General features: G+C 55.6%; 19 protein-coding genes. 7 read left to right on the forward strand and 12 right to left on the reverse strand.

The genetic code is table 11. The features are described 5' to 3' along the window. Window positions 1-50: 50 nt before the first annotated feature. From thyA to rppH, 4 genes are all read right to left on the reverse strand, one after another. Window positions 51-845, reverse strand: a complete 795-nt coding sequence (thyA, locus tag A936_RS12980) for a thymidylate synthase (protein ID WP_008458459.1) — start codon at window positions 843-845, stop codon at window positions 51-53. A gap of 6 nt (window positions 846-851) precedes the next feature. Beyond that, a complete protein-coding gene (gene lgt / locus A936_RS12985) occupies window positions 852-1,724 on the reverse strand; it encodes a prolipoprotein diacylglyceryl transferase (RefSeq protein ID WP_008458462.1) in 873 nt (290 codons plus the stop codon). Window positions 1,725-2,056: 332 nt separating this feature from the next. Next, entirely contained in the window at window positions 2,057-4,303 is a 2,247-nt protein-coding gene (gene ptsP, locus A936_RS12990; protein ID WP_008458464.1) for a phosphoenolpyruvate--protein phosphotransferase, read from the reverse strand. 12 nt (window positions 4,304-4,315) lie between these two features. After that, the gene (rppH, locus tag A936_RS12995) at window positions 4,316-4,846 is read right to left on the reverse strand and encodes an RNA pyrophosphohydrolase (protein ID WP_008458467.1); all 531 of its coding nucleotides are present in this window, start codon (window positions 4,844-4,846) and stop codon (window positions 4,316-4,318) included. Between the two features lie 687 nt (window positions 4,847-5,533). Between rppH and mutH the strand changes: the two genes are divergently transcribed. From mutH to A936_RS13010, 3 genes are all read left to right on the forward strand, one after another. Continuing rightward, complete coding sequence (gene mutH, locus A936_RS13000) at window positions 5,534-6,220, forward strand: DNA mismatch repair endonuclease MutH (RefSeq protein ID WP_008458468.1); 687 nt, start codon at window positions 5,534-5,536, stop codon at window positions 6,218-6,220. Between the two features lie 158 nt (window positions 6,221-6,378). Further along, window positions 6,379-6,597: a YgdI/YgdR family lipoprotein gene (locus tag A936_RS13005; protein ID WP_008458470.1), complete on the forward strand. Its 219-nt coding sequence runs from the start codon at window positions 6,379-6,381 to the stop codon at window positions 6,595-6,597. Between the two features lie 142 nt (window positions 6,598-6,739). Beyond that, window positions 6,740-7,783: an NADP(H)-dependent aldo-keto reductase gene (locus tag A936_RS13010; protein ID WP_008458473.1), complete on the forward strand. Its 1,044-nt coding sequence runs from the start codon at window positions 6,740-6,742 to the stop codon at window positions 7,781-7,783. A gap of 33 nt (window positions 7,784-7,816) precedes the next feature. Here the strand turns inward: A936_RS13010 and lplT are convergent, their stop codons facing one another. Then, complete coding sequence (gene lplT / locus A936_RS13015) at window positions 7,817-9,013, reverse strand: lysophospholipid transporter LplT (protein WP_008458475.1); 1,197 nt, start codon at window positions 9,011-9,013, stop codon at window positions 7,817-7,819. After that, on the reverse strand, window positions 9,006-11,165 hold the full coding sequence (aas, locus tag A936_RS13020) for a bifunctional acyl-ACP--phospholipid O-acyltransferase/long-chain-fatty-acid--ACP ligase (RefSeq protein WP_008458476.1): 2,160 nt from the start codon (window positions 11,163-11,165) through the stop codon (window positions 9,006-9,008). The genes lplT and aas overlap by 8 nt, the downstream gene beginning before the upstream one ends. Before the next feature lie 661 nt (window positions 11,166-11,826). On the opposite strand from aas, the gene galR reads away from it, so the two are divergent. Beyond that, window positions 11,827-12,837, forward strand: coding sequence for an HTH-type transcriptional regulator GalR (gene galR, locus A936_RS13025; RefSeq protein ID WP_008458479.1), 1,011 nt, complete (start codon window positions 11,827-11,829; stop codon window positions 12,835-12,837). Here the strand turns inward: galR and A936_RS13030 are convergent. After that, entirely contained in the window at window positions 12,834-13,283 is a 450-nt protein-coding gene (locus A936_RS13030; RefSeq protein WP_008458481.1) for a GNAT family N-acetyltransferase, read from the reverse strand. The genes galR and A936_RS13030 overlap by 4 nt on opposite strands. A gap of 150 nt (window positions 13,284-13,433) precedes the next feature. On the opposite strand from A936_RS13030, the gene A936_RS13035 reads away from it, so the two are divergent. Beyond that, on the forward strand, window positions 13,434-14,465 hold the full coding sequence (locus A936_RS13035; RefSeq protein WP_071530500.1) for a LacI family DNA-binding transcriptional regulator: 1,032 nt from the start codon (window positions 13,434-13,436) through the stop codon (window positions 14,463-14,465). Here A936_RS13035 and lysA read toward each other — a convergent pair. Continuing rightward, the gene (lysA, locus tag A936_RS13040; protein WP_008458484.1) at window positions 14,457-15,719 is read right to left on the reverse strand and encodes a diaminopimelate decarboxylase; all 1,263 of its coding nucleotides are present in this window, start codon (window positions 15,717-15,719) and stop codon (window positions 14,457-14,459) included. The two genes, A936_RS13035 and lysA, sit on opposite strands and share 9 nt — an antisense overlap. A gap of 293 nt (window positions 15,720-16,012) precedes the next feature. On the opposite strand from lysA, the gene A936_RS13045 reads away from it, so the two are divergent. Further along, window positions 16,013-16,936, forward strand: a complete 924-nt coding sequence (locus A936_RS13045) for a LysR family transcriptional regulator (RefSeq protein WP_008458486.1) — start codon at window positions 16,013-16,015, stop codon at window positions 16,934-16,936. A 1-nt stretch (window position 16,937) separates the two neighbouring features. On the opposite strand, the gene A936_RS13050 is transcribed toward A936_RS13045, so the two are convergent. The 4 genes from A936_RS13050 to A936_RS13065 all read right to left on the reverse strand — a co-directional run bounded on the left by A936_RS13050 (window position 16,938) and on the right by A936_RS13065 (window position 21,525). Next, window positions 16,938-18,104, reverse strand: coding sequence for an MFS transporter (locus A936_RS13050; protein WP_008458489.1), 1,167 nt, complete (start codon window positions 18,102-18,104; stop codon window positions 16,938-16,940). 205 nt (window positions 18,105-18,309) lie between these two features. Further along, window positions 18,310-19,008, reverse strand: a complete 699-nt coding sequence (locus A936_RS13055) for an aspartate/glutamate racemase (RefSeq protein ID WP_008458491.1) — start codon at window positions 19,006-19,008, stop codon at window positions 18,310-18,312. Between the two features lie 93 nt (window positions 19,009-19,101). Then, window positions 19,102-20,223 (reverse strand): LPS O-antigen length regulator Wzz(fepE), encoded by a 1,122-nt coding sequence (gene wzz(fepE), locus A936_RS13060; RefSeq protein ID WP_008458492.1) that lies wholly within the window; start codon window positions 20,221-20,223, stop codon window positions 19,102-19,104. Between the two features lie 351 nt (window positions 20,224-20,574). Beyond that, window positions 20,575-21,525, reverse strand: a complete 951-nt coding sequence (locus A936_RS13065) for a LysR substrate-binding domain-containing protein (RefSeq protein WP_052154799.1) — start codon at window positions 21,523-21,525, stop codon at window positions 20,575-20,577. A 242-nt stretch (window positions 21,526-21,767) separates the two neighbouring features. On the opposite strand from A936_RS13065, the gene A936_RS13070 reads away from it, so the two are divergent. Further along, window positions 21,768-23,129, forward strand: coding sequence for an MFS transporter (locus A936_RS13070; RefSeq protein WP_008458494.1), 1,362 nt, complete (start codon window positions 21,768-21,770; stop codon window positions 23,127-23,129). Window positions 23,130-23,133 lie beyond the last annotated feature (4 nt).

The following is a 23,133-nucleotide window of genomic DNA, read 5'->3' on the forward strand; positions in this document are numbered from 1 at the left end:
CAAAAAAAACCGGCGCACTCAGGCACCGGTTCTGTCACTCTGTCGGCAGGCTAAATGGCGACAGGCGCTTTGATCGCCGGATGCGGATCGTAGCCTTCAATCTCGAAGTCTTCGAAACGGTAGTCAAACAATGACTCCGGCTTACGTTTGATAACCAGCTTAGGCAGCGCGCGCGGTTCACGGGTTAGCTGCAGACGTGTCTGTTCCAGGTGATTGCTGTACAGGTGCGTATCGCCCCCAGTCCAGACAAAGTCGCCCACTTCCAGGTCGCACTGCTGCGCCATCATATGCACCAGCAGCGCATAGCTGGCGATGTTGAACGGCAAACCAAGGAAGATGTCGCAAGAGCGCTGGTAGAGTTGGCAAGAGAGTTTGCCGTCTGCCACATAGAACTGGAAAAACGCGTGGCAAGGGGCCAGCGCCATTTTATCCAGCTCGCCCACGTTCCACGCAGAGACAATAATGCGCCGAGAATCGGGATCGTTTTTCAACTGGTTGAGCACGGTGGTTAGCTGATCAATATAACGCCCGTCAGGGGTTGCCCAGGAACGCCACTGCTTGCCGTAAACCGGGCCGAGATCGCCGTTTTCATCCGCCCATTCGTCCCAAATCGTCACCTTGTTTTCCTTCAGGTACGCGATATTGGTATCGCCATTCAGGAACCACAGCAGCTCATGAATGATCGAACGCAGGTGACATTTTTTGGTGGTAACCAGCGGGAAGCCTTCCTGCAGGTTAAAGCGCATTTGATGCCCAAAAATCGACAACGTGCCGGTACCGGTACGGTCCGCTTTTGGCGTGCCCTCTTCGAGCACTTTTTTCATCAAATCAAGATACTGTTTCATGTCACCTCACGAAAGTTGCTGCTGCGGACGGCGGTAAGCCCAGACCATCATAATGATACCGGCAACAATCATCGGAATCGACAGGATCTGCCCCATGCTGATGTACTGTACCCAGGTGCCGGTGAACTGCGCATCCGGCTGGCGGAAGAATTCGACGATGATACGGAACGCACCGTAGCCAATCAGGAACAGGCCAGAGACGGACCCCATTGGGCGAGGCTTACGAATAAACAGGTTCAGGATGATGAACAGGACAACCCCTTCCAGCGCCAGCTCATAAAGCTGAGACGGGTGGCGAGGCAGTACGCCGTAGGTATTGAACAGCGATTGCCATTCCGGGTGCGTTGCCAGCAGGCCAACGTCTTCACTGCGTGAACCAGGGAACAGCATGGCGAAGCGGAAGTTCGGGTCAACGCGGCCCCACAGTTCGCCATTGATAAAGTTGCCGAGGCGCCCAGCCCCTAAACCAAACGGGATCAGCGGAGCAATAAAATCAGAGACCTGGAAGAAAGTACGCTTGGTGCGGCGCGCAAACCAAATCATCACGCAGATAACACCGATCAGGCCGCCGTGGAAGGACATACCGCCGTCCCAGACTTTGAACAGGTAGAGAGGATCGGCAAGGAAGACCGGCAGATTGTAGAAGAAGACATAGCCCAGGCGTCCCCCCAGGAACACGCCAAGGAAACCTGCATACAGCAGATTCTCTACTTCATTTTTCGTCCAGCCGCTGCCCGGACGGCTGGCGCGGCGCCCGGCAAGCCACATGGCAAACACGAACCCGACCAGGTACATGAGCCCGTACCAGTGCAGGGAAACCGGCCCGATGGAGAAAAGCACCGGATCAAATTCAGGGAAACGCAGATAGCCACTATTCATCTGTCACCACAAGCTATTGTTACCTCACCCAAAATAGAAGGTGAGTGGCAAGTACGCACCACTCTCGATGCGCTCCGAAAGCAGCGGATCATAGCACAAACAGCCAGAGTGATTGATTACGGAAGTTGTAAAAGATGTGTAATGTCCCGGTGGTACCGGGGCATTCAGGGCGTATCCGGGAGTGTGAACCAACACCAGGCATCGAAGAAAACGAACAGGGAAACCCCTTTGGGGTTTTCGGAAGATGGGCCACAACAAGGGAAAAACCACGCTTTTTCCCTTGTTGTCAGACGGGGAAAATGTCCCGGTGAGATCGGGACATTGAGAACGGATCAGCGCCCACCGCGAATCAGGCCACCCATGCCGCGGCGCTCCATAAACGCCGCTACCTGGTGGCGCACTTCTGTCGCCATTTGAGCCTCAAGGGTACGCTGAGCAAGCACTTCGGCTTCTTCAAGCTGAATATGGCGTAACAGGTATTTAATACGCGCGACGGAACGGCCGTTCATTGAAAGATGACGGTACCCCATGCCCACAAGAATCGCGACGCACATCGGGTCACCGGCCATTTCACCGCACAGGCACAGATCGAGGTCATAGCGCTCGGCCTCACGGGCAATCAGGTTCAGCGTACGCAGCATCGCCGGATGCAGGCTATCGTAAAGGTTAGCCACCCTCGTGTTGTTACGGTCAACCGCCAGCAGATACTGAGTCAGGTCGTTTGTACCAACGGAAATAAAATCAATACGCCCGGCCAGATGCCCCAGCATGAACACCATGGAAGGCACTTCAACCATCACCCCAAGCCTGAACTTCGGCAACTGGTAGCCTAATTCCTCTTCGACTTCCCGGCCCGCACGATCGATAAGTCTGCGCGCATCATCGATTTCATCAATGCTGGTGATCATCGGCAGCAGGATACTCAAATTCCCCGTAGCCGCATTCGCACGCAGCATGGCGCGGACCTGGATCAGAAAGATCTCTGGCTGATCCAGCGTAATACGAATGCCTCGCCAGCCAAGACAGGGATTCTCCTCGCTGATAGGCATATACGGAAGCTGTTTATCCGCCCCGACGTCCAGCGTTCGCAGCGTCACAGGTTTGTCGTTAAACATCTGCAACATGCCCTGATACTGTGCAACCTGCTCTTCTTCGGACGGGAAACCGCTTTGCAGCATAAAAGGAATTTCGGTGCGGTACAGCCCGATGCCGTCGATACGGCTACCAAGCTGTTCTTCATGCTCAGGACTAAGCCCGGCATTCAGCATGACCTGCACCCGCTCGCCGCTTTTTAACGCCGCGGGCTGCTCCACATCATCTTCCGCCAGGCGACTAAGTTCGTTCTCCTCGGTCACCAGGCGCTGGTATTCCTGCAGCAAAACCGGCTCAGGATCCACCAGCAATTCACCGCGATAGCCGTCTACGATCAGCATTCGGCGATGCAGAGCCGATGGCTGAATATCCGCGCCCATGACGGTTGGGATACCGAGCGCACGGACCATAATGGCGGCATGAGAGTTTGCCGCACCATCGCGCACGACAACGCCCGCGAGACGGTTTTGCGGCAGTTCGGCAAGCGTGGTGGCTGAAAGTTCGTCGGCAACCAGCACAAAGCGCTCAGGCCAGGTATTCGGGCTTTGAATCGTGTCATCGAGATGGAACAACAGGCGCTGCCCCAGCGCTCTGAGGTCGCCCGCTCGCTCTTTCAGGTAGCTATCTGAAAGGCTGGCAAACTGTTCAGCAAACTTCTCGACCACCGTTTTCACGGCCCATTCAGCGACCAGGCCTTTATCTACCTCAGCAAAAAGCTCACGCCGCAGGCGGGCGTCGGTCAGCAGGTGAGAGTAAAGATCGAAAATCGCCGCAGTCTCTTTCTGAGCCCCGGCGGCAAAACGCTTGCTGTAGCGGCGGAATTCCCCGGAAGCCTCTTCCAGCGCGGCGGTCAGACGCTCGCGCTCAAGCGCCGTGTCCAGGGTCGACGCTTCAAAAACTTGCTCCATCAGCGGGACGGTTGTGTCCATCCAGCCTTCGGCAATCGCCACGCCAGGCGATGCAGGTAGCGCGCGGATACGGGTCTGGCGATACTGTCCAAACAGGGCCGCTAACTGAGACTGCGATAATATCCCGGCCATTTGCGTTGCCAGCGTAACGAGGAAAGACTCTTCGCTCTCATCGTACTGCCGGTGTTCACGCTGCTGAACAACCAGCACTCCCAGAAGCTGACGGCGCTGGATAATAGGCACGCCGAGGAACGCACGAAAACGCTCCTCTTTTACGGCGGGCACATATTTAAAGCTGGGGTGTTTTTGCGCATCTGCAAGGTTAATCGGCTCCGCGAGCCGCCCAACCAGGCCAACAATACCTTCATCAAAGGCAAGCGTGACGGTGCGGCCGCGCGGTTTCTTTAACCCGCGCGTCGCCATAAGGTAAAAACAGCGGCGCTCGTGGTCGGCGAGATAAACCGAGCAAACCTCGGTATCCATCGCAAGGCAGATGTCAGTCACCAAAATGTCCAGCGCCTCATTGAGGCGCGGGGCACTGGCGACCTTTTCGACTATTTCTCGCAGACGGGTGAGCATTTTTCGCGTGACTTAACCTCTTTTACGTCGCCATGCCGGCGAGTTATTGCGTGGTGGCGTAACTTCCTGCAGTGGCATCACCACGCTGGCAAACTCTTTCATTACCCGGCGATAGACATCGCGCTTGAATGAAACAACCTGACGGACCGGATACCAATAACTGACCCAGCGCCAGCCATCGAATTCCGGCGTACTGCTGGTTTGCATGTTGATCTCACCGTCGCTGCTCAGCAACTGCAAAAGAAACCATTTTTGTTTTTGGCCGATACAAACCGGCTTTGTGTCCCAACGCACCAAACGTTTAGGTAATTTGTAACGCAACCAGTTTCGGGTCGAGGCAAGAATGCGAACATCTTTTCTTTGTAGACCGACTTCTTCGAAAAGCTCCCGGTACATTGCCTGTTCAGCGGACTCGCCAGGATTAATACCCCCCTGGGGAAATTGCCAGGAATGTTGGCCAAAGCGTCGCGCCCACATCACCTGTCCCTGCCGATTACATATTACGATCCCAACGTTGGGGCGGTAGCCATCATCATCGATCACCGGACTACCTCAAAACAAACTTAGATTGCATCGATTGTTTCATACAAGTGTCAGGCGGTAAACCACTCTCTCGGCGGCGCTCGCATGGAATAACATTTGAATAACTCACAAAAGAGAGCCGGGTTATAAACAGGGGACGGTCAAAACCGGCGGTTTTATTCACTTTTTCTGTGGATATAACTGTGAAGAACTACCGAATTACATCGGGACAACTCAGGACAACTAAAATAAGGAGCAATCCTGCCACACATTAAAGCCTTTAAATTTCATAATCATAATACTATAAAAATGACACACGAGTTTCATAATGTGATGATCGTCACATATGAAGATCGTCTACTGATGAAAGATCGCACAATGTTGTTTTTATCCACAGATTGTGCCAACAAGTTAGTCACAAATCGGTGATAAATTGTATTTTAGCGCCTCGTCAAGGCTGTAAATGGAACCAGTAGTCATGCTTTTTCCCAGTTATCCCACTTTTCTGTGGATAACATGGTGTAAGATCCTGTTCATTGTCAGTGACCAGATTTGGAAAAGCCTTTTTAATGTTGCTGCAACGAAACGGCTGACTTTAAAAACTCATTATAAATCAGAATATTGTTAATCTTATCCTCAGACGACTAAACTAAGCTTTCGCTGTGCACAAAGTGCGTTCATTTTTTAACCAAAAAACATCAACGAGTTATGCAACCAATACGTCCGCTCATCACGCCCCCACGCAGTGAAGCCGAGCTGCTCCAACAGGCGCAAAGCGTCGCCGGTTATACTCTGGGCGAGCTGGCTGCCTGCGCTGGCTTACAGACGCCGAAAGACCTGAAGCGCGATAAAGGCTGGATTGGCGTGCTGCTGGAGCTGTGGCTGGGTGCCAGCGCGGGCAGCAAGCCCGAACAAGACTTTGCCGCGCTCGGGATCGAACTGAAAACGATCCCGGTGGATAGCCTTGGCCGTCCGCTGGAAACCACGTTCGTTTGCGTCGCGCCGTTAACCGGTAATAGCGGCGTCATTTGGGAAACCAGCCATGTGCGGCATAAGCTCAAGCGCGTGCTGTGGATCCCGGTTGAGGGAGAAAGGCAGATCCCGCTTGCCGAGCGGCACGTGGGTTCTCCGCTATTATGGAGCCCTTCAGAAGAGGAAGAACAGCAGCTGCGCCTGGACTGGGAAGAACTGATGGATTTGATCGTGCTGGGCCAGGTCGAGCGCATTACCGCCCGTCACGGCGAAGTGCTGCAGCTGCGGCCAAAAGCCGCCAACAGCCGGGCGTTAACAGAGGCTATTGGCGCGGACGGCTCACCTATTCTCACGTTACCTCGCGGCTTCTACTTAAAGAAGAATTTCACCGCAGCTCTTCTCGCACGGCACTTCACGCTCTAATAGCGGCCGCAGAGAATGGAATCCAGGGTTCTGTCAGTAAGTACCGGGGAATGTTACATTTCCCTCGTCCTATTAAGAATTTACCGCTTTCTTTCCCCTGTTCATCAGGTTATTACTAAACTTATTAACAAGATCCCTTCCTGACGAGGAACATACCGATGACTAAATGGGCAGTAGCAATCTCCGCCATTGGTCTTGCCTTTGCCGTTTCAGGCTGCAGCAGTGACTACGTAATGGCCACCAAAGATGGACGAATGATTTTGACCGAGGGCAAGCCGAAGGTCGATGAAGATACCGGTCTGGTAAGCTATCGTGACCAGCAAGGTAATGAAATGCAGATCAACCGCAACGACGTTTCCCAGATTATTGAGCGCTAATCTCGCAGGGTCAGCCCCTCGGCTGGCCTGATGATTTTTCTTCTTTTCCCCTCTTTCGCTTTGCTCCGGCCTCTGCCATGTTTATAGACCTTTTGTCGGGTAACGATGCCTGACGAGTCAAAAGAACAACAGGAAGCCGGCTATGCACTATCACCGTATCCCCCACAGTTCACTTGAAGTCAGCACGCTGGGGCTGGGAACCATGACCTTTGGTGAACAAAACAGCGAGGCCGATGCCCACCAGCAGCTCGACTACGCCGTCAGTCAGGGCGTGAATCTGATTGATGTCGCGGAAATGTACCCGGTGCCGCCGCGCCCGGAAACCCAGGGCTTAACCGAGAGCTATGTCGGCAGCTGGCTTAAAGCTCGCGGCAACCGCGAAAAACTGGTTGTTGCTTCCAAAGTCACTGGCCCCACCCGCAACAACGACGCAGGCATCCGCCCAAACCAGATCCTCGACCGGAAAAACATCCGCGAGGCGCTGGATGCCAGCCTCAAACGCCTGCAAACCGATTACCTCGACCTCTACCAGGTTCACTGGCCGCAGCGTCAGACCAACATGTTTGGCAAACTGGGCTACACCTGGAGCGACACGACCTCGCTGCCGGTAACGCTGCTGGAAACCCTTGAAGCGCTGACCGAGTGCCAGCGTGCCGGGAAAATTCGCTATATCGGTGTCTCGAACGAAACCCCGTGGGGCGTGATGCGCTACCTGCAGCTTGCGGAAAAACACGATCTGCCGCGCATCGTGACCATTCAAAACCCCTACAGCCTGTTAAACCGCAGCTTTGAAGTTGGCCTGTCTGAAATCAGCCAGCACGAAGGCGTTGAGCTGCTCGCTTATTCCTGCCTCGCCTTCGGCGTGCTGTCGGGCAAATACCTTAACGGAGCCAAACCGGCCGGCGCTCGCAACACGCTGTTTAGCCGCTTCACCCGCTACAGCGGCGAGCAGTCGCAAAAAGCCGTTGCGGCCTACGTAGAAATAGCTAAACGCCATAATCTCGACCCGGCGCAAATGGCGCTGGCCTTCGTTCGCCGTCAGCCGTTTGTGGCCAGCACGCTGCTCGGCGCCACGACGCTGGAACAGCTGAAAACCAACCTTGAAAGCCTGCATTTGACGCTAAGCGAAGAGGTGATTGAGGAGATTGAAGCGGTGCATCGCCTCTATACTTACCCGGCACCGTAAAAAAATAAGGCCCTCCAAAAGAGGGCCTTTTTGCTATTTATGCTTGATTTGCCACAGCCACAGGGCGCTAATCGCCAGCGCAAACACCGCCCCAAATCCAATGCCAATGCCAACGATGGACGCCCCGGTTTTCACCGCCAGTGAGAACAGACCCAGCATCAAAAGCATGGCCGTGTTTTCACCAAGGTTTTGCACGGCAATGGCGTTACCTGCCCCGACCGTGTGCTTGCCGCGCTCCTGCAGCAGCGCGTTAAGCGGCACCACAAAGAAACCGCCCAACAGGCCAATCAACACCAGCAAAGCGTAAGACGGCAACAGAGAATGCTGTAGAGCAAAAATCAGTACGCCAACGCCGATTAAAATCCCGGCGGGCATGCAGCGGGCAACGGTTTCCAAAGTCACCAGCTTCGCGGCTGCTCCGGCCCCCACCACAATCCCAACCGCCACCATCGCATTAAGGTAAGTCGGCGTCGCGTTATCCGTGATCCCTAACGCCACCGGTACCCACAGCACCAGCAGGAATCGCAGCGTCACGCCCGCCCCCCAGAATAGGCTGGTGCCTACCAGCGAGAAGCGCGTTTCTCCGCTGCGCCAAAGGCTGCGGCAAGCGGAAAAGAAACTGTGCGTCATCGGCTTGAAACGCCACGACTGGCCGGGGCGCGCGGCGGCAAGTTTAGGGATAAAGACGTTGGCAACCACCGCCCCGCCGTAAACCAGCGCGCAGACAACCAGCGCCGCCGTCAGGTTCCAGTCTGCCAGCACGCCGCCGGCAACGGATCCCAGCAGGATCGCCGCAATGGTAGAAGACTCCATCAGGCCGTTGGCCTTCACCAGCCGATCGCCAGTGGTTAGCTCGCCGAGAATGCCGTATTTAGCCGGTGAATAGGCCGCCGCGCCGATGCCCACCAGCGTGTAGCCGACAAAAGGATTCAGCCCCAGCGCAATGACCGCCGCACCCACAAGCTTCATGCTGTTCGCCAGCATCATCACTCGCCCTTTGGCGAAACTGTCGGCTACCTGTCCCACAAACGGCGCAAAGAGGATGTACGCGCCAACAAACACCATTTGCAGCACGGGCTGGCTCCAGTCCGGGTAGAACTGCTGCTTGAGCACCGCGAGCGTGGCGAACAACAGCGCGTTATCGCCAAAAGCCGATAAAAACTGCGCCGCGGTGACCGCCATCATGCCCCGGGACCACAACGAACCGCTATTGCCAGCCTGTTCAGCCATGAGCTTTCTCCGCTTCATCAACCTGTGCTTTCAGGGTGACAAAATCTGGTTTTCCGCTGCCTAGCACAGGCAGCTGTTTGAGGAAGCGAATATCGCGTGGCACCGCCAGCTCAGGCACGCCGTGCTCACGCGCATAATGCAGAAGTTTTTCGCGGTTAAGCTCGCTGTCGGTGGTAAACATCACCAGCGCCTCGCCTTTGGCGGCGTCGTGCTTAACGACCGTAGCATGCAATTTGTCAGGCGAAATGCCGATCGCCATCTGTTCGACCATCTCAAGCGACACCATCTCCCCGGCGATTTTGGCAAAGCGCTTCGCACGCCCCTGAATCACGCAATAGCCCTGCTCGTCAAAGGTCACGATATCGCCGGTGTCGTACCAGCCGGGTTCCATCTCACCCAGGCCATTTTCAGCCTCAGGCTTCTCCAGCACGCCCGGATTTTCCACGCGCAGATAGCCGTTCATGATGTTTGGCCCTTTTAGCTGCAGCCTTCCGCCCTGTTCAATACCGGGCACCGCCAGCAGGCGAGCATCCATTGCCGGAAGAATGCGGCCCACGGTGCCCGGTTTCGCCGCCATCGGCACGTTGATAGACACCACCGGCGCGCACTCGGTCACGCCGTAGCCTTCCAGAATGCGCAGGCCAAACTTGTCCTGCCACAGCTGCTTCGTGCTTTCCTGCAGCTTTTCTGCCCCGGCAACTACATAGCGCAGGCGGAAGAAATCATACGGGTTAGCAAAACGGGCATAGTTGCCGAGGAACGTCGAGGTGCCAAAGACCACCGTGCAATTGCGGTCGTAAATAAGCTCCGGCACCACGCGGTAATGCAGCGGACTTGGGTAAAGGAACACTTCCGCCCCGGTCAGCAGCGGCGTGAACAGCCCGACCGTCAGGCCAAAAGAGTGGAAGAGCGGCAGCGCGGACATAAACCGATCATCGGCGGTGAAGTCCGCGATGGTGCGAATCTGCTCTACGTTGGCCAACAGGCTTTTATGGCTGTGCACCACGCCTTTTGGATTGCCCTCCGAGCCGGAGGTAAACAGCACCATCGCCGCATCTTCCGGCTGCTGTTTCACCTGGGCCAGGCGAGGCGCAAGCAGATGAGCAAAGATCCACACTTTATCCTGCAGGGTGATGGTGGACCTTAAATCTTCCAGATACACCCAGCGCACCTGCGCCAGCTGTTCCGGCAGGTGCCACAGTTTGCCCTTATCCAGGAACTGCCGGGAGGTAAAGACCGTCTTGATTTGCGCCGCCGTAATCGCGCTGGTCAGCCCTTTTACGCCAGCCGTGTAGTTCATCATTGCCGGAATACGGCCCCGGGATGAAGCGCCAAAAATCACCGCCGCGCTGATCGCCGCATTCGGCAACATCAAACCAATGGTTTCACCCTGTTCGCTGTATTTATCGAGGATTCGGCCCACAAACAGCGTTTTTTTCAGCAGCGAACTGTAAGTATCTGGCTTGAAATTTATGTCTTCAATACAGTTTTTACTCGAACCATACCGATCTTTCGCCGCCAGCAGCGCCTCAAAAAGCGTCTCACGCGGGCGCACGGCCATGCGCGCTTCCATCATGATTTGGTGCAGCATCTCGCCGGCCATTTTACGGCGATCCCTGGCCCGTGGGGCTTCTGGCATTGCAATCGACGTTGGCGGAAGAAGATGCAGGGTAATACGCGGGAAAGCCCGGCGTTTTACTAGCCCTTTCAGGCGGCTAAAGAAAGTCAGCTCCGCGCCGTCGATGCGCAAAGGCACCACCGTGGCCTGTGCTTTGGCCGCCACAAATCCAGCTCCGTCGTAGATTTTCATCAACGATCCGGTCACGCTGATGCGTCCTTCCGGGAAAATCACTACCGGGCGCCCCTGTTCCACCAGGCGCACCAGGTGCTTGATAGACATCGGTTTGGTCGGGTCCAGCGGAACAAAATCAATGAGCGGCTTAAGCCAGCGCATAAACCACTGCTGGCTTATTGAGGAGTAGACCGCAAATACGGGGCGCACCGGCAGAAAAAGTGCAACCAGGATCCCGTCCAGAAATGAGACGTGGTTTGGCACAATCAGCACCCGCTGGCGTTGAAGCACCTGCGGATCGCCGGAAAGGGTTACCCGGAACAGAATGCGAAATAGCGCACGGAAAAAAGCAAGAAGCATAGCGACTCTCTTTGTCGTCTGTCGGTCAGCATTAAGTGTAGAGTCGCAGAGTACACCAGTTGCGTTAAGTGCGGGAGGGGGCTCAAAAAATGGCAAAAAAAAACCTGCGCATCTGCGCAGGTTGGTGCAAAAGAATTGTACTCAGCAGAGTACCAGGAATTCTCACCAATCAATACCTCTGGGATCTGAATTGTCTCGTGCCGCCAGCAGCGAAACCAGCGGCAAAAAGCAAGGGAATGAGCCCAAGTGCAACCAGGTGTTTAAATTTTCGATTCTTGTTACAGGCGGCTGGATTCAGGCAAAAAAAAACCTGCGCATCCGCGCAGGTTGGTGTAATTCATAGGATCAGCAAATAATCGCTGACTTCACCTATCAATACCTCTGGGACCACAAATGTAGCAGCGGCGTCTTCCATTAAGCTATGCTGAAATCGCAACAGCCGACTGCAAAATGTAAGCAAAGATTTGGGCGGAAACGTTTAAAAATCCGCGACATGCACTAAAAAGAGGCAACCTCGTGAAGCAAGTGTAACCGTTACACGCTTTCACCTTGATTTTGCTCTACTTTGCGATATTCCCATCAGTTGTTGCCTTGCAGTCATCAGGGAATTCCGTAAAACTAAACGCAGTGTAAACGATTACCCCTAACAGGAAGGCTTTTCATGGCGACAATTAAGGATGTGGCTCGGCTGGCTGGTGTGTCTGTCGCCACGGTTTCACGCGTCATCAACCACTCCCCAAAAGCCAGCGATGCCTCAAAGCAGGCGGTGAATAGCGCCATGGAAGCGCTGAATTATCATCCCAACGCTAACGCGAGAGCCCTTGCCCAACAGGCCACGGAAACCATTGGTCTGATCGTGGGCGACGTTTCCGACCCCTTCTTTGGCGCGATGGTTAAAGCCGTGGAGCAGGTTGCCTACCGCACCGGCAACTTCCTGCTTATCGGCAATGGCTACCACAGCGAACAAAAAGAGCGCCAGGCCATTGAACAGCTTATTCGCCACCGCAGCGCGGCGCTGGTCGTTCACGCCAAAAAACTCCCTGATGAGGAGCTAATTTCGCTGATGAAGCAAATCCCCGGTATGGTGCTCATTAACCGCATTGTGCCAGGGTTTGAGCAGCGCTGCGTTGCGCTGGATGACCGCTACGGCGCCTGGCTTGCGACGCGCCATTTGATTCAGCAGGGGCACACCCGCATCGGCTACATCTGTTCCAACCACCAGATATCGGACGCAGAAGACCGCCTTCAGGGCTACTACGACGCGCTCCGCGAGCACAATATCCCCGTCAACGAGCGTCTGGTGACCTTTGGTGAACCCGATGAAAGCGGCGGCGAGCAGGCCCTGACGGAGCTGCTGGGACGCGGCAAAAACTTCACCGCCGTGGCCTGCTACAACGACTCAATGGCCGCCGGGGCGATGGGCGTGCTGAACGACAACGGCATTGATGTACCCGGTGAGATTTCGCTGATTGGCTTTGATGACGTGTTAATTTCACGCTACGTGCGGCCCAGACTGACCACGGTTCGCTACCCGATTGTGACCATGGCGACTCAGGCAGCAGAGCTCGCGCTGGCGCTGGCCGAAAACCTGCCGCTGCCGGAAATCACCCATATGTTCAGCCCGACGCTGGTGCGCCGACATTCGGTGGCCTCTCCGGGCGACAACGCTTAAAGCGTAAGTTGATAAAGATGTACGGGCTGGTCGGGGTAATCCAGCCCATCGCCAATGTAGCGCCAGCCAAACCGTTCATAATAGGTCTTACAGGCCGAATACAGATACAAAGACTCAAAACCCAGCTGGCGGGCATATTCCACGACGTGTCGCTGTAAAATCTCGCCCAGTCCCTTTCCTCGCTGGCTTTCATCAATATACAGCGCCGCCAGCCAGGGCCAGAGATCTTGCCGGCTGATCAAATCACAGCGCCACAGCCCCACGGTCCCCACCATCTTTTCGCCCTCCAGCGCAATAAACGTCAGGGGCATTTCGCCTTCCCGCTGGCTGGCGGCAACAATAGACGCAAAAAAGCCTCGGCTTTCCTGACTGCCAAACGCCTGCCAAAGCCACTCCGTGACTTGCTCTACGTGCTGAGGGGCCTGGTATAACGGGACAATTTTCACAACGATATACTCCTAAAAAACCACACCAAATTCTGAAAGCGTGATCCGGGACGACAATTTGCACGGCGAAACGGCAAGGCCGCTTGCGGGCGAAACTCCTGTGATAAACTGCTGGAAAATCGCGACAGCGTCCAGATCGGGAAGGAAACAATGGTAACAATGTTAGATGTCTCGTTACGCGCAGGGGTTTCCAAAGCGACGGTATCTCGCGTGTTAAACGGCACCGGACAGGTTAAAGCAAGCACCCGCGAACAGGTATTTAAGGCCATGGAAGAGCTGGGCTATAAGCCTAATTTTCTGGCACGATCGCTGGCAAACCGCAGCAGCAACAGTATCGGGCTGGTTGTCTCCACCTTCGATGGCTTCTACTTCGGGCGCCTGCTGCAGCAGGCTTCACGCCGCACGGAATTCTACGGTAAACAGCTGATTGTCACCGACGGGCATGACACGCCTGAAAAAGAGCTGGATGCCGTACAAATGCTGGCGGACAGGCACTGCGACGCCATCGTTCTCTACACGCGTTTTATGAGCGAACGGGCGTTGATGTCGCTGATGAATGCGATTCAGGTGCCGCTGGTCGTCATTAACCGGGACGTCACCCAGGCCCGTGAACGCTGCGTCTTCTTCGAGCAGCAGGATGCCGCCTTTCAGGCCACCGAATACCTTATCCAGCAAGGTCACCGGGAAATTGCCTGCATTACCGTGCCTATTTCCACGCCAACCGGCAAGGCGCGCCTGATGGGGTACCGGAAAGCACTGCAAAAACATGGCATTGCGTGGGATGAGAGCCGGGTGAAATACGGGGATTCCAGCATGACCGAAGGGCACCACCTGTGCCAGGAGCTGCTGACCAGCGGCGTGACCTTCAGTGCGCTGTTTTCCTGTAACGACGATATGGCGCTGGGTGCCTCTAAAGCGCTGCACCAGGCCGGGATCCGTATTCCACAGGATATTTCGCTGTTCGGCTTTGATGACGCGCCTAGCGCCCAGTGGCTGGAACCAGCGCTGTCATCCGTCTATCTGCCCATCGACAACATGATCATTACCGCCATCGATCAGGCCATTAAGCTAGCGAGCGGCGAACCGTTAGCCCCCATCCCGCCATTTGTGGGGACGCTGGTACTGAGGGACTCCGTTGCGCCCGGCCCCTTTTTCGAGGCCGGACGGAAAGTCTCAAAGTAGCTCGAGCGCCAGCAGCTCCTGAATCGTCTGGCGGCGGCGAATCAGGCGCGCGCTGCCGTTATCAAACAGCACTTCCGGCAGCAGCGGACGACTATTGTAGTTAGAGGACATAGAAGCCCCGTATGCGCCGGTATCGTGCAGCACCAGGTAATCACCCGGTTTTACCGGCGGCAGCAGGCGGGTTTCTACCTTGCCGCCTTCCTGCTGGGTAAATACATCCCCGGACTCGCACAGCGGCCCCGCCACCACGGTTTCTTTCGGCTCCAGTGCGGACAGATCCCTCCCGTCACCCGCCAGCGCAGAAATATGGTGGTAGCTGCCGTACATAGACGGACGCATCAGATCGTTAAAACCAGCGTCGATCAGCACAAAGTGGCGGGATCCCATATCTTTCACCGCGCGCACCTGCGAAACCAGCACCCCGGCTTCCGCCACCAGGAAACGCCCCGGCTCGATCTCCAGCTTCACCGGGTGCCCCAGATGAGCGGCAATTTTTTCGCGCGCGGTATTCCACAGGCCGAAATAGTGATCGGTATTGATCGTTTCCTCACCTTCGCGGTAAGGAATGGACAGCCCACCACCCGCAGAAATCGCCTCAAGATCCTGGCCGAAGTCGATGACCTGCTGCACCATCGCGCCGCACACCTGTTCGAGATGGCCATAATCCACGCCGGAACCAATGTGCATATGGATTCCCACCAGATGAATGCCGTAGCGCTGCATAGCTTCCAGCGCTTTCGGCATATCGCTCAGCCAGATACCGTGCTTACTGTTCTCGCCGCCGGTGTTGGTTTTCTGGCTGTGCCCGTGTCCAAAGCCCGGGTTAATACGCAGCCAGACACGGTGCCCTGGCGAGACTTCGCCGAGCTGATGCAGCATATCCACAGATCCGATATTGACCGGGATTTTCTGCTCGGCCACCAGCGCCAGCGTGGCGTTGTCGATCACGTCGGCGGTAAAGACGATATCATCCGGGTTTTCCAGCGGCTTGTAGCCTGCCGCCAGCGCGCGCTCGATTTCCCCCTGCGACACCGAATCCACCTTCACGCCCTGCTCACGCATCAGTTTCAGGATGTGGATATTCGAGCAAGCCTTTTGGGCAAAGCGAATCACATCAAACTGGCGCAGTTTGGCAATTTGCTGGCGAATGATCTCCGCATCATATACCCAAACCGGGCAGCCAAATTCAGCGGGCAGGGTCAGCAAGTTTTGCGCGTTCAGCGCGGTGGTGGTGTCGTGCAGCGAGCGTGGCATGGTGAACTCCGGTAAACGTCATTTTCCCTATTACGCCACAGAAAGTGAGGGATAAAAAATATCGTTTTCTAGCGAGTCTATTCAAATATGATATGGTTTAGAAAATGCCCCTCACCCTAACCCTCTCCCCAGAGGGGACAGTAAATTGCCCCGATGCAATTTCTGTTTCCCCTTCAAGGAAGAGGGCCGGAGTGAGGATGAACGCCCCCAGCTTCAGACAAACTAGTTTTTCCCCCTCGCCCTTCCAGGGAGGGGGCCGGGGTGAGGATAATCAACATCAGCGGAACAACATCATGCCAGCCATCAACCTGCGCCACATCGAAATCTTCCACGCCGTGATGACGGCCGGCAACCTCACCGAAGCCGCAGGCCTGCTGCACACCTCCCAGCCCACGGTCAGCCGGGAGCTGGCGCGCTTTGAAAAGCTCATCGGCCTGCAGCTGTTCGAGCGCAGTCGGGGCCGCCTCTACCCCACCGTTCAGGGACTGCGGCTGTTTGAAGAAGTTCAGCGCTCCTGGTACGGACTGGATCGTATTATTAATGCCGCCGAAAGCCTGCGTGAGTTCCGCCAGGGCGAACTGTCTATTGCCTGCCTGCCGGTATTTTCTCAGTCATTTCTGCCGCGCCTGATACACCCTTTCCTGGCCCGCTACCCGGAGCTCAGCCTGAACATCGTGCCGCAGGAATCCCCGCTGCTGGAAGAGTGGCTTTCCGCCCAACGCCACGACCTGGGGCTGACGGAAAACATCACCACGCCTGCCGGGACGGAACGCCAAACCCTACTCACTCTGAATGAAGTTTGCGTGCTGCCCGCCGGGCACAAACTAGCCGCGAAAGCAGAACTCACACCGCAGGATTTTGCCGGGGAAAATTACATCAGCCTGTCTAGAACCGACAGCTATCGGCAACTGCTGGACTCGCTGTTTCAGGAATATGACGTAAAACGAAGAATGGTGGTGGAAACGCACAGCGCCGCGTCCGTCTGCGCGATGGTTCAGGCGGGGGCTGGCGTGTCTATCGTCAACCCGTTAACCGCGCTGGATTACCACGAACGCGGCGTGGTGGTACGCCCGTTCAGCGTGGCGGTGCCTTTTACCGTCAGCCTGATTCGGCCCCTGCACCGCCCGGCATCAGCCCTGGTCAGCGCGTTCAGCGACCACTTACAGCACAACATGCATCTGTATACCGACCCGCTCAACGCGCTACTCAACCGCTAGCTTATTGCCCGGTCACCGGCTGCTGATGCCCCGTGCCGTTGCTAAAGTTAATCAGGCAAAGTATCAGGCCAACCACTGCCAGCGCAGCCGCGGCGACCGGCACCGCCGTCAGGCCGAAGCCACGATCAATGACCGTGCCGCCAACCCAGGCACCGAGCGCATTGCCGACGTTAAAGGCCGCAATATTCAGCGTGGACACCAGATTAGGTGCTTCTTTGCCGTGCAGCACCACGTTGATTTGCAGCGCCGGTACCGTGGCAAACGCCGCCATCGCCCACAGGAACAGCGTGATTTCCGCGAGCCATGCGGCATGGCTTGTCCAGCTGAAAAGTAACGAGAAGACCGCAATCAGGCTGAAGCTGAGGATCAGGCTGAACGAGACTCGCCAGTCCGCCAGCCGCCCACCCAGAATGTTCCCCACCGTCAGCCCCGCACCGATCAGGAACAGCGTCCAGCTCACGCCCTCTGGCGTAATGCCTGTCACCTGTAGCAGCATCGGTGCAACATAGCTGAACAGCGCGAACATCGCCGCAGAGAAGAACACCGTCATACTAAGCGATAGCCAAAGCTTGCCGTGCGCCAGCGCTTTGATTTCGCTTTTTAAGTCAGTGGCTTCTTCATCTTTCTGCGACGGCAGGCTCACTCCCAGCGCCAGAAACGCAATCACCCCAATAACGGCCACGCCCCAGAAAGTAGCTCGCCAGCCGTAAAGCTGTCCGAACCAGGTGCCAATCGGCACGCCCAGCACGTTAGCCAGCGTCAAGCCGGTGAACATCAGCGCCACCGCCGAAGCCTTGCGCCCGGCAGGTACGAGGCTTGCCGCGACGACTGCGCCAATCCCAAAGAACGCGCCGTGGCACAGCGCCGTAATAACGCGCGCCAGCATCAGGAAGTTGTAACTCAGCGCGAGGGCACACAGCAGGTTGCCAACAATGAAAATCACCATCAGCAAAATTAACGACAGCTTGCGCGGCAGTCGGGCGGTCAGCAGCGCCATGATAGGCGCGCCAATGGCGACCCCCAGCGCATAGCCGCTGATCAGCCAGCCGGCGACGGGAATGGAGACATGGAGATCCCCTGCCACTTCGGGCAGCAGTCCCATAATCACGAACTCCGTCGTGCCGATGGCGAACGCACTCATCGCCAGCGCCAGTAAGGAAACAGGCATTGTATAACTCCGGTTGCAGACATGATGAAAAGCCATTGCTGTGCGCAATCGCCTGTAGTGTGTGAGGATTTCAGAGGAGCAGCTTTTTGGAATAATGTGCGCTACATAACAAATTTATAACACATTAGCGGCCGGGCATGACCCGGCTCGTCGTGGGGAAAAAACACTACTTACGCTTATTTAATTGATATATAAGGATAAACTATTACTCTTCACCGCACATAAAGCGAACTGCATCGGCGGCGTGGATGGCGGCGGTATCAAACACCGGCAGCGGGCAGTCCTGCTGACTGAGCAGCAGGCCAATTTCGGTACAGCCGAAAATAACCCCTTCCGCCCCCTGCGCCTGCAGCGCCTGAATCACCTGCTGATAATAGCGCTTCGACTCAGGGTTGATCACCCCGAGGCACAGCTCATCGAAGATTATCTGGTTGATACGCTGACGCTGGGAGGCGTCAGGAATAATCGAGCGGATCCCGAACTGCGCCTGCAGGCGGCCACGATAAAAATCCTGTTCCATGGTGTAGCGCGTGCCCAGCAAGGCCACCTGGCTTACGCCCTGAGCCGCAATCACCCGCCCGGTGGCGTCGGCGATGTGCAGAAACGGCAGCGAGCAGCGGGATTCAATATGCTCCGCGACTTTGTGCATAGTGTTTGTACACAGCACAATGCCTTCAGCCCCGGCCTTTTGCAGCCCCAGCGCCGCCTCAGCCAGCATCTCACCGGCCTTGTCCCACTCACCGGCAGACTGGCAGGCCTCAATCTCGTGAAAATCGACGCTGTGCAGCACAATTTTGGCCGAATGCAGCCCGCCCAGACGCTGTTTGATCCTTTCGTTAATTAATCGGTAGTAAGGAATGGTGGATTCCCAGCTCATGCCGCCCAGCAGCCCAATCGTTTTCATTGTCATCCCCTTTTGCCATTTCCCTTCGGTTATAACCCTTATTCCGGTAAGAAAAAAGCCTCCGAAGGGAGGCTTTAAAAGGAATGCAGCGCGCTAAACAATTTCCAGCTTTTTCTGCCTATCGGCCATGACATTGCGCATTAGCACGTAGCCACAGGCGCCAATCAGGCCAAGCAAAGCCGCCAGCACGACGATGAGGGATTTCCCCGGGCCTTCTTTTTTCAACGGCAAAGAAGGATTCATTTGATAGCGGAAGGGCTGGAAGTCAACGTCGTTAACCTTGACCTGCTCAAGTTTAGTTAAATAGTACTCCCGGTTTTGAACGCTGGCGTTTAATTCCGCCACATCTTTAAGCGCGGATTCAATTTTCAGTTTTTCGGCCAGCCCATCAGCCCCCAGCGCAACCGAGTAATCAGGATCGTCTTTTACCGCTTGCCCATTGCTGTATACCGGCTTTTTAATTCCCGCCGCGTTAGCAACTTCAAGCGAGTAGCCCAGACGCTGAATATTAACTTTATGCTGGTTTTCGAGGTTTCTCTTATCCAGCTCGAGTTTATCTTTCTCTACCGCGCTTTTTAATTCAACGCTATAGCGTAAATTTTGCACAACATCCTGATTAACTCGCTGCGCAATAAAGTGAATATAACCGCTCAGCACTTCCCTGGCCTCTTCTGGATTCGGTCCAGTGAAGCTTAAAGCCCATGAGGTATAGGGGATGGCATCCGGCAGTTTAGAATCTGCGGTATTTACCGATTTGAATTTTGCAGCCGTTTCCTGAATAGCCTGGTGTAGTTTTACGCTATCGTCCGAGTTAACGGCATTAACAAGCTTTTTAACATACTCAGAATTGGCCAAATACTCTTCACGCAACGCCTGCGAGTCAAAGTCTTTCAGGAAGGCTTGATAAACATGCCCGGCGTCGACATTAGGCGCTGCATCCAGAACCGTCAGCTCAACCATCGCGCGGTGCAACTCGATTAGCTGAGAGGATTCTGGCGGCGTAATAACGGCCTTGCTTGACCATTTCTGCGGCATCAAAAAGCTAACGCCCAACCCGGCTAATGCAGCAGCAAATGTGATAGCAATTATCGTTTTTTTTGCCGCGAAAAGGGTACTTAACAGGTGAATCAAATCAATTTCCTGACTCGATTCAGTTATCACCGAAAACGCACGGATATCTTCCACAGGAGCATTTTTTAATTCAATTGCGGACATGTTAACCAACTCATAATAGATGCCAGACGAAACTATACCGACAGGAAACCAATGGATTGAGCACAGAGCTAAATAACAACAAAATAATCAATGATATTTAACACCACGCATTCATAGAACCGAGCATGGTTGAAGAGAAGCAAAGCATTGCGCCATTATTCCCAAGAATAATCCTAAAAACAACCACCAAATATTGAGATTTGTTTTTTTTTCAGAAATAGAAATGCGATTCAACTCACTTTTCATGGCGTGTCAGGTCAGAGACTGCGTTGAGTTTGGCGAAGCATACTCTCAGCACGTTGTGGAAATTAATCGAATGAAAAATATATGTTAACTCTCATTGAGATCACATTAGAGTGAAAGGGCTATCGGTTCTTCACGGAAAAGAAGCTGCTTTGCCCGGGAAGATTCCCCCTCTTCCTCCCCCCAAAAACGAGCGATCTCGGCCTGAACCCAGTCGCTAAAATAGCCGACTCGCGGCAGCTCCCGCTTACCCTGGGGGATCTCCAGCCAGTAACCATTTCCGCTTTCAAGCTCCAGCTCTGCCAGCGGCACCAATAACCCGCCACGCAGCTCGTTGCGGATCATCATCCTGTCGAGCACCGCATAGCCTGCCCCGGTCACACAGGCGTTGATCACCTGATCCTCGGTGCTGAACTCCAGCCCGCCGGAAAGCAGACTGTCATTTTCTCCCGTCGCAGCAAGCCAGCGCGACCAGTTATCCAGTCGGATGTCGCCGTTAAGAATATGCAGCTGTGGCTGCGAGGCCAGCGGGGGAAAGACGCCGTCAATCATCAGCAGCGGGCTGGCCACCAGCAGCAGTTTTTCATGGCACAGCCACTGCCCCCGTCCTTCACTTTCCTGGCGGGTGCCAAAGCGGATGGCGCAGTCAAAATCGCTGTATTTCTGCCGGGTTTCGCTGATAAGGGCAATTTGTAGCTGGCCGTTGCGCTGGCGAAGCGCCACCAGCCGCGGTGCCAGCCAGCGGGTGGCAAAGGTCGGAGCAACCTGCAGGCGAAGATGCTGGAGAGGATTGCGCAGCTGAACGTGGCACACGCCCTCTTCAAGAATATCCAGAGACTGGCGTACCACCGGCAACAGCAGCATCGCGTCCTGGGTCAACTCCAGCCCGCTGTGGGTACGCACGAACAGCAGCTTGCCGAGAAACGCCTCGAGCTGTTTGATTTGCCGACTGGCCGCGCTCTGGGTAATGCACAAGGCCTGCGCCGCTTTGCTAAAGCTAAGCGTCCGGCAAGTCTCTTCAAAGACCCTTAACATACTGAGTGACGGGAGTTTTCTCATTGTTGTCATTATCCGCGGGCGAGCGCCAGTCATGTTAATAATATGTTTCTAACCTGCCCTGAAACACCATCCCCCGCCGCAGCTATTTCTGCAAAACAGGAGGAGGATCACATGCGTTTTTTGCCTGGGGGTATGACTAAAACGCACTCGCCTGCTGAGGCGCTTTACTGCCACATTGTTAACGTACTTGAAACATAAAAAATACAAATACCCTACAAAACCACCTCACAGGAGGAGGCATCATGTCCCACCTGACACAACAGTACACCCGTATGGATGACGTGCCGTTAAACCGTTTCCATATCAAAATCGCCGGCCTGACCTTCGGCGCACACTTTACCGACGGCTACGTGCTCGGCGTCATCGGCTTCGCGCTGGCCCAAATCAAACCTCAAATGGGGTTAACGCCCTTCTGGGAAGGGATGCTCGGCAGTTCGGCGCTGATCGGCCTGTTTCTCGGCAGCCTGGTGTTGGGCTGGATCTCCGATTACGTTGGCCGCCAGAAGATCTTCTGCTTCAGCTTCGTGGTGATAACCCTCGCTTCGGCGCTGCAGTTTTTCGCCACCACGCCAGAACAGTTGTTCTTCTTGCGGGTAATGGTCGGCATCGGCCTCGGCGGCGACTTCTCCGTCGGCCACACTATGCTGGCCGAGTTTTCCCCCCGAAAACATCGCGGCGTCCTGCTCGGCTCATTCAGCGTGATCTGGACCTTTGGCTACGTGGCCGCAGGCTTTGCCGGGCACTTCCTGACGGCGCTAGGGCCGGACGCCTGGCGCTGGCTGCTCTCTTCTTCCGCCCTGCCCGCGCTGATTATTCTGCTGATGCGCATCGGCACGCCGGAATCCCCGCGCTGGCTGATGGGCAAAGGGCGACGAGAAGAAGCGATGGCGATTGTCCATAAACACTTCGGCCCTAACGTGCTGCTGGTGGATGAAGCCCCCGTCGCCTCAAAACAGCGCTTTATGTCGCTGTTCGGGCCGAAATACCGCCGCCGCACCGCCTTCAACAGTCTGTTTTTTGTCTGCCTGGTGATCCCGTATTTCGCCATCTACACCTTCCTGCCGTCGATTCTGCAGGTGATGGGGCTGAACAATAACTTCACCACCGACCTGCTGCTGAACGCCCTGCTGATCGTCGGCGCGCTGCTCGGGATCCTGCTGACGGTGGTCTGCTCGCGCCGTGGCTTCCTGATCGGCTCGTTCGTCTTCCTCGCCGCCTGCCTGGTGATGCTCAGCATCATTCCGGTCAGCCAGTCCGGCTGGTTAATTCTGTTCTTTGCCGCCTTCACGCTGGTGATGTCGGCGGTCAGCAATCTGGTGGGCGTCTTCCCGGCTGAAAGTTTCCCGACGGAAGTGCGCTCGATGGGCGTCGGCTTTGCCACCTCCATGAGCCGCCTCGGCTCCGCCATCGGCACCGGCTTACTGCCGCTGGCCATTCTGAATTATGGCATGCAGGCCACCACCGGCATGCTGGCGCTGGTCCTCGTCATCGGTGCCGTTGTCTCTCTCGCCTGGGCGCCTGAAACCAAAGGGTTAACCCTGGTCGATGCCGCTCACGATCCGGCCCAGCGCCACGGCAATGCCGCCGCTGAACCGGCTAAATAACGCT

The organism is Enterobacter sp. Ag1 (assembly GCA_000277545.1).
GTDB lineage: Bacteria > Pseudomonadota > Gammaproteobacteria > Enterobacterales > Enterobacteriaceae > Cedecea.